Below are 6,513 nucleotides of genomic sequence, written 5' to 3'. Positions count from 1 at the left end.
CTGCTGCCGCATACCATCGGCATTCTGTTCGGGCGCTACGTCCTTAAGATGGACCCGCTCATCGTGCTCGGCGCCTGCGCCGGGGCCGGCACCATCACGGCGGCGCTCAGGGCCATCCAGGACGAGGCCCAGAGCAGCATTCCGGCGCTGGGTTACACAGTGCCCTATGCCATCGGCAATATCCTGCTCACGGCCTGGGGGCCGATCCTGATCGGAATCATGTCGCGTTAGGGCAGCCGATCTGTTGCGGGTCCGTTTCCACGCTGTGGACATCCAGCCCCTGGCGAAAGCTCAGGTCGCGCGTGCTTTCGGGTATTCGAGGAAAGAACCGTGGCAGTGCGCGGGTTGATCGCAGCAGAGATGGCGCTCTCCTTATCTCACAAGGAGCTTCGTCTGATGGGCGCTTCCTGAACAGAGCCGAACAATTCCGTTCATCCTGCGTTCCCTTTCGGAAGGCTTTAATCGCCGGGAGGAAAGAAGGAGAACCCCGATGCGTCGGTTCTTGATCACAGCCACTATCGTCTTGGGCGCGGCCGCAACCATGGCCGGCCTCGCGCCCGCAGCTCACGCCAGCGAAGCGATTGCGCCCTCGATTGCGCAGCAGCTCGACAAGCAACCGTTGGCGTTCGCCATGACCGAGGCGAAGCGGGAACGCTTGATGATCATCCAGGGCAACATGGATCGGCAGCGATATTACGGCCGCCGCGATGGCTATAGTCACGGCTACGGCTATGGTTATGGCCGTCGCCATGGTGGTCCGCCGCCCTGGGCGCCTGCACATGGCTACCGCCGGCACCATTATGAGCGCTGGTAGGCTCGCTCCCGCGGGATAATTTCCCCGCTGAATAGGCGGAGGGCCGGCAGGCGGCTCTCCGGAATGGTCGAGGCTCCGGTCTCATAAGCTCGGAGCCTTGGTCATGGGAGCCACGCGTTAGGCTCGAGCAGGTCAGCCTTGTGCATCGTCGCGCGCGTGTCGCCGCCGACTTCGTGCGTGCCGCCAGAACGCGACAAGCGCAATCAGGGCGGTGACCAGCAGGAGTGAAACGCCCATCTGGATCAGTCCGAACTTGTGTGCGCCTGGAGGCACAAACCACCCGGCGACGACGGCGGCGACGTTCAGAACGGACTCAACGAAGCGGTCCAACATCTTGATCCCCTTTCCCAAAGCCCGTTTCAGGAGCAAGTCGCTGAACGGTGGCGAACGAGAGGACTCTCATCCTCATTTGTCGGGGGTGCCCGCTCGCGGTGCAAGCAAATTCTAGAAGATCCTGCCCGCAAAATTCATTCTGGAAGCAGTATTCAGCGGCATCGGGCTGCCTGAACATTTCCGAGCCACTTGCGAAACCGGGATGCGCCCGGACTACCCTTCAGTCAGCTGCTACAGCCGCGCAAATCAACCAGGTCTGGCGTGCGCCATCCCAGGGCTTTCTGCCCTCGGGCGGTGTTGCGGCGGCCAAGCTAACAGCTGATCGAGGCCTATGCCGGTGGTCCTTATCCACCGCCGGGAACCACCCCCCGGCAGGCCCAGGCGACCGCCGCAAATGAGCGCGGGCCATCAGGTTGGCCGGCCTCATAGGCGGCCCTGACGGCTTCACCGGCCTTTGCCCGGGACGCCGGATCGAGCCCCGCCACATATTTGCCGAGCGGCCCCTCCCCGGCGGCGAACGGGTCCCAGTAGTCAGCGAAATTCGCGTAATCCATCCTGATCATAAGCGAGGTCTGTTCGACGCTCTCGAGGCCCTGCGCCGTGAAGGTCTGCCGCATTTCGTCGGGCCTCATCATGGGCTGGAAGCAGTAATGAGCGCGCAGGCTTCGCGCCTGCTCGTCCTGCGCAGCGAGGGTGTCCAACATCATGCGCATCCCCGACATCCCGCCGAGATGATCCCAAACGGCGGCTGCGACAACGCCGCCCGGCCGCACGACGCGACGCATTTCGGCAACCGCCTTGTCGGCTGCCGGCACGAAGTGCAGGACGAGCAGCGACAGGGCCCGGTCGAATTCGTCGTCGGGGAAAGGGATGGCGCAGGCATCGCCCTCCTTGATCGTGATCCGCGGATCACTGTTCCGGCGCCGGGCCTCCGCGACGAAGATCGGTGAAAAGTCGATCGCCGCGACCTCGGCGATTTCCGCTGCCTGGGGCAGCGCGAAGGTCAGGCTGCCTGTGCCGCAGCCGACGTCGATGACGCGCTCGCCATGGGCGATACCGGCGAAATCAATGAACGGGCCGGCAAGCTGACGGCTCCAGCGGCCCATGAGCTGCTCATAACCGCTGGCGCTGCGGACGGTGAAGCTGGACGGCATGGTGGGGCTCTCCTTGCTCGCTGAAGAACCTCCCTACTGCGCAACCTGGGAAACGGCCGACATGAGCTCCTGGGGGTTCGGCGCCCCGAACATGTAACGCCCCCCTTCCGGAACTTCGGTGAAGCACCAGCGCACGATGCCTTGCCGGTCGAGCAGGAACTGGCCGACAAGCTGGCCAAGGCCTGTCGCCTTCATCTCCAGGTCGGCCTCGGTCAGTTCGTAACCGTCCTTGTTGTCGAGGAATTGCGACCCCGCCAGCGGGTCGAGCGGTCCTGGCGTCTCGCCGGAAATCTCGACCCGCATACCCAGCACGGCGGCCATCGAGACCTTGTGCGGCCACGCCGTCTCGTTCTCCGTGAATTCGAGATTTGGCAGGCCAAATGCCTGGTGGGAGGTTCGTTTAGGGTCGGAGGCGGCGATAAGATTGGGCATCGGATGATAACGGAAATAGAGCCGCGCGCGTTCAATCGGCGTGTTGACCACGGTCAGGCTCTCGACGCCCGCAGCACGGAGCGCCGGATCGAGCTGCGCCTGGGCGGCGATATGGCGCCGGCAGAAGGCACAGTGCAAGCCGCGGTACAGGCCGACCAGCACCGGCTTTTGACCGCGAAAGTCGTCGATCGCGATCTTTCCCTCGCGGGTGATGGCGTCGAGCACGACGTTCGGTGCCCTGTCGCCGGGTTGAAGAGGAACCATGTCGGCCTGCGCGAGCATATCCAACCTCCTCCGCGGTCAATCGAGGAAAGGCAGCACCACGAGCGCTTCCGGGTCGAGCCCGTGCCGGGCGCAGACATCTTGCGCCAGCGAAAAGTAACGGTCGGCTTCCGCCAGATCGTCACGGTCGAGATTGAGTGTTGCGAGACCATCATAACATGGAAAGAGCAGCTGCGGCTCGCCCGTTTCGCGGGCAACGTCGAGCGCTTCGTTGTAGAAGCTGGCCGCGATGTCTGGTTGCCCCTGGCATTGGTGAATCTGCCCGAGCACGATCAGGGGCACAGGCAGGTGCTCGCGCTGGTCGAGCGCACGGTCGATCTCCACCGCCTTCTCCGCCGCCGGAACGCCCTCTGTCGGGCAGCGGTCCGTGAATGTGCAGCAGGCGACCGCCAGATTGGTGAGGAGGCGTGCCTGGAAACCCAGATCGCCGATACGCCGCGATATCTCGAGGCCGCGCCGACACACCTCCATCGCCTGCACGGGATTGATCGTTGTATAGAGCACGCCGAGATTGGTGTAGCCGCGGCAGGCGGCGCCAGGCAGGTCGGCAGCTTCAGCCACCTCTATGCTTCGCTCCACCTCGCGCACTGCTTCGCGGTTCCGCCCGAGCCGGGCCAGCGCGACGCCCTTGGTGTTGAGCGCTTCCGCAGTCACGAGCGCTGCCTCGCGCCCGATCCCGGAGGCCTCGTCCCGGGTCAGCGTGCACGCGCATGCGAGCGCAGCGTCGGCCCATTCTGCTGCACGCGCGTGGTCGCCGGTCCGGAACGCCAGGCGGCCGCGTTCCTGCCAGAGATGCGCCTGCTCGATCGGTGCGTCAGCTCCGTCGAGAAGTGTCGCGGCCTCGGCGTAGCAGGCTTCGGCCTTGTCGCGCTTGCCGACATCCCAGAGCAGGCGGCCGATCTTGCGAAGAACCCGGGCCGAGGCGACGCGGTCGCCGTTCTCGCGATAGACCCGCAGCACCATCCCATAGTGCTCATGCGCCAGCGCACGGCGGCCGGTCGGGCCACAGAGATCGGCAATCCGCTCGCCGACCTGCAACCTGACCCCTGTCGGTTCGGCCGTCGCCAGCGCCGCGAGCGCCTGCTCGTAGAAGCGAAGGGCGTCATCATTGGCATAGATCATGCGGGCGCGATCACCGGCCTCGCGCAGGTATTGCGCGCCCTTTTCCCGCTCTGCGCTCAGCCCGAAATGATGACCGAGCACGGTCAGATCTTCGAGCCTTTCGGGACTTTCGCCGCACAGGCCTTCGAAGGCGGTGGCGATCTGCCCGTGCAGTTCGGTCCGTCGTAGCAGCAGCAGATTCTGGTAGATCACATCGTGCAGCAATGTCTGCGTGAAGCGGTAGCACTGCGACGAGATTGCGCCTGTCCCGGCCTTCTGGATGATTTCCGCGTCGCCAAGCAGTTCGAGCCCGGCTTCGAGCCTGGCGGGGTCGGCGGTCACCGCTGCAAGCAGCGTCGCATCGAAGCGAGGGCCAATGACCGCGGCTTCCTGCGCGAGACGCCGCGCCTCCTGCGGCAGCCGGTCGAAGCGGGCGAGCAACATCGCCTGGATCGTGTCCGGGATGCTGACTGCCGCTTCGCCCGCCACGATCTGCCAGTGCTGGCCGTCGCGCTTCAGCACGTCGAGCTCGATCAGGCTGCGCACGATCTCCTCGAGGAACAGGGGGTTGCCGCCGGCGCGCTCGAGGATCCTCTCAGGCAGCGCCCCGATGGAACTCAGCCAGCCCTCTCCGAACAGGGCCGCGAGCAGGCGGCGTCCGTCGCTGTCTCCAAGCTGCGTCAGCCTGAGCGCGGTATGGCTGAAGCGGCTTGAGTCCAGCGGGTCGTTTTGCTGCGTGGGGCGATGAGTGACCACCAGCATCAGCCGCGATCGGTCCAGCCTGTCCATCACGAAACGCAGCGCTTCCAGCGATACCGTGTCAGCCCAGTGCAGATCTTCGACGACGATCAGCAGCGGCGATAGCGCCAGGCGCCGCTCGATGATCGTGCAGACAGCATGGAGGATTTGCCGCCGCAATTGCTCGGGCTCGACATGCTGCAAACTTGCCTTGGGGTCGCCCAGGCCGAGCACATGGTAGAGCAGCGGCATCAATCGCTCCGCCTCTTCGCCCGCCATGCCAAGGTTGGCCAGCAAGGCTGCGAGCTTCAAGCGCATCTCGTCGGGAGCATCGTTCTGCATCACCCCGGCAGCGCTGCGCACGACTGCGCCGATGGCGCCGAAGGACTGTTCGCCAAGCGGCGAGCAGGCGGCCTGCCGTACGGCAACGTCGCGAAAGCGCTCCTCGCAGCCGAGGCGGCCGACGAACTCGTTCACCAGCCGAGATTTCCCGATGCCGGCCTCACCGACAAGGCGCAGAAGCTGCGCCTGGCCAGCACAGGCCTGGTCGAGACTCGCCAGCATGCGCTGGAGCTCCGCATCGCGGCCGATCAGCGGTGCGCTGAGGCCGAGTGCATCGAGCCCACGCGCTGCACGGGGTGATGCGAGCGGTCCACCCAGCCGATGCACCAGCACGCTGCCGGACCTGCCGCGAAGGGCGACCTCACCGAGCGAGGTATAGGAGAAGGCATGCCGGGTCAGCCTATAGGTCAGCGGCCCCACCAGGACCTCGCCCGGGGCGGCCAGCGATTGCAGTCTCTGCGCTGTATTCACCGTGTCGCCGGTCACCGAATAGGATTTCGCAGTACCGACGCCGAGACCTCCAGCAACAACCGGCCCGGTGTTTATGCCGAGATGGAGCACCATTTCAGCGCGCCCGGCGGCGGAGCTTTCGCCGAGCCGCGCCGTGCGGGCGATCATGTCGAGCGCAGCGCGGAGCGCGCGTTCGGGATCATCCTCATGCGCGACAGGTGCGCCGAACAGTGCGAGCAGCGCATCGCCGATGAACTTGTCGACAAAGCCACCGAAGCTCTGCACGGCCGCGGTCAGTTCCGTGAACAACGCGGTCTGCAAGGTCTGGACGACCTCGGGGTCGAGCCGCTCGCTGAGCGCGGTGAAGCCGCTGAGGTCGGCGAACAGGACCGTCACCGTCCTGCGATCCGCATCGGAGACCGGCGGCGCGGTTGTATGGTCCCTTTCAACGTCCGGAAGCGGTGCTGGCATCCGGGAATCCAGCGCAGCGATTGCTCTCGACGCGGACGCTGTCTGAGGAGTGGCCCTCGCGGTGGTGCGGGCGCCGCATTGCGGGCAAAAGGCGAAATCCGGCGCACAGAGAAAGCTGCAACTCGAACACGGCACGGGCTGGCGCACGCCGCATTTCGGGCAGAAGGCAAAGCCGCTTTCGATCTGGAAACCGCAGCCCGAGCAGTCCATCGACCAAGACCTCGCGGGGCCGTAAAAGCCTGCTCTCGCTTCACGCTTTGCCGCACGGCCTTCATGAGGTTGAACCCATAACGGCCAGGCTGCAAGCGACGGCGCGATAACGGAATCAGTCGGCCGTTCCTACCAGGCGAGTTGGCCGGTCGGGCTCTCGGCGGCAGCCGATCGCGTCGGCGCGTC

At 65.4% G+C, this 6,513-nt stretch carries 6 protein-coding genes; 2 read left to right on the top strand and 4 right to left on the bottom strand.

The window, feature by feature from the left end; genetic code table 11:
• Together AC1DW9_RS26355 and AC1DW9_RS26350 are read left to right on the top strand one after the other, a co-directional pair.
• Positions 1-231 (top strand): aspartate-alanine antiporter-like transporter (locus AC1DW9_RS26355; protein WP_476855221.1); only part of this gene is annotated, 231 nt, incomplete at its 5' end.
• 259 nt (positions 232-490) lie between these two features.
• Positions 491-814, top strand: coding sequence for a hypothetical protein (locus tag AC1DW9_RS26350; protein WP_441490985.1), 324 nt, complete (start codon positions 491-493; stop codon positions 812-814).
• Positions 815-946: 132 nt separating this feature from the next.
• On the opposite strand, the gene AC1DW9_RS26345 is transcribed toward AC1DW9_RS26350, so the two are convergent.
• The 4 genes from AC1DW9_RS26345 to AC1DW9_RS26330 all read right to left on the bottom strand — a co-directional run bounded on the left by AC1DW9_RS26345 (position 947) and on the right by AC1DW9_RS26330 (position 6,327).
• Entirely contained in the window at positions 947-1,147 is a 201-nt protein-coding gene (locus tag AC1DW9_RS26345) for a hypothetical protein (protein WP_441490986.1), read from the bottom strand.
• A gap of 344 nt (positions 1,148-1,491) precedes the next feature.
• Positions 1,492-2,301, bottom strand: a complete 810-nt coding sequence (locus AC1DW9_RS26340) for a class I SAM-dependent methyltransferase (protein ID WP_441507779.1) — start codon at positions 2,299-2,301, stop codon at positions 1,492-1,494.
• Positions 2,302-2,334: 33 nt separating this feature from the next.
• Positions 2,335-3,015 (bottom strand): peroxiredoxin-like family protein, encoded by a 681-nt coding sequence (locus tag AC1DW9_RS26335; RefSeq protein WP_441507778.1) that lies wholly within the window; start codon positions 3,013-3,015, stop codon positions 2,335-2,337.
• An 18-nt stretch (positions 3,016-3,033) separates the two neighbouring features.
• A complete protein-coding gene (locus AC1DW9_RS26330; RefSeq protein WP_476776603.1) occupies positions 3,034-6,327 on the bottom strand; it encodes an adenylate/guanylate cyclase domain-containing protein in 3,294 nt (1,097 codons plus the stop codon).
• Between the last annotated feature and the right edge of the window lie 186 nt (positions 6,328-6,513).

Source organism: Allobosea sp. P4_E12 (assembly GCF_056401655.1).
This window is presented reverse-complemented; position numbering and strand designations above follow the sequence as displayed.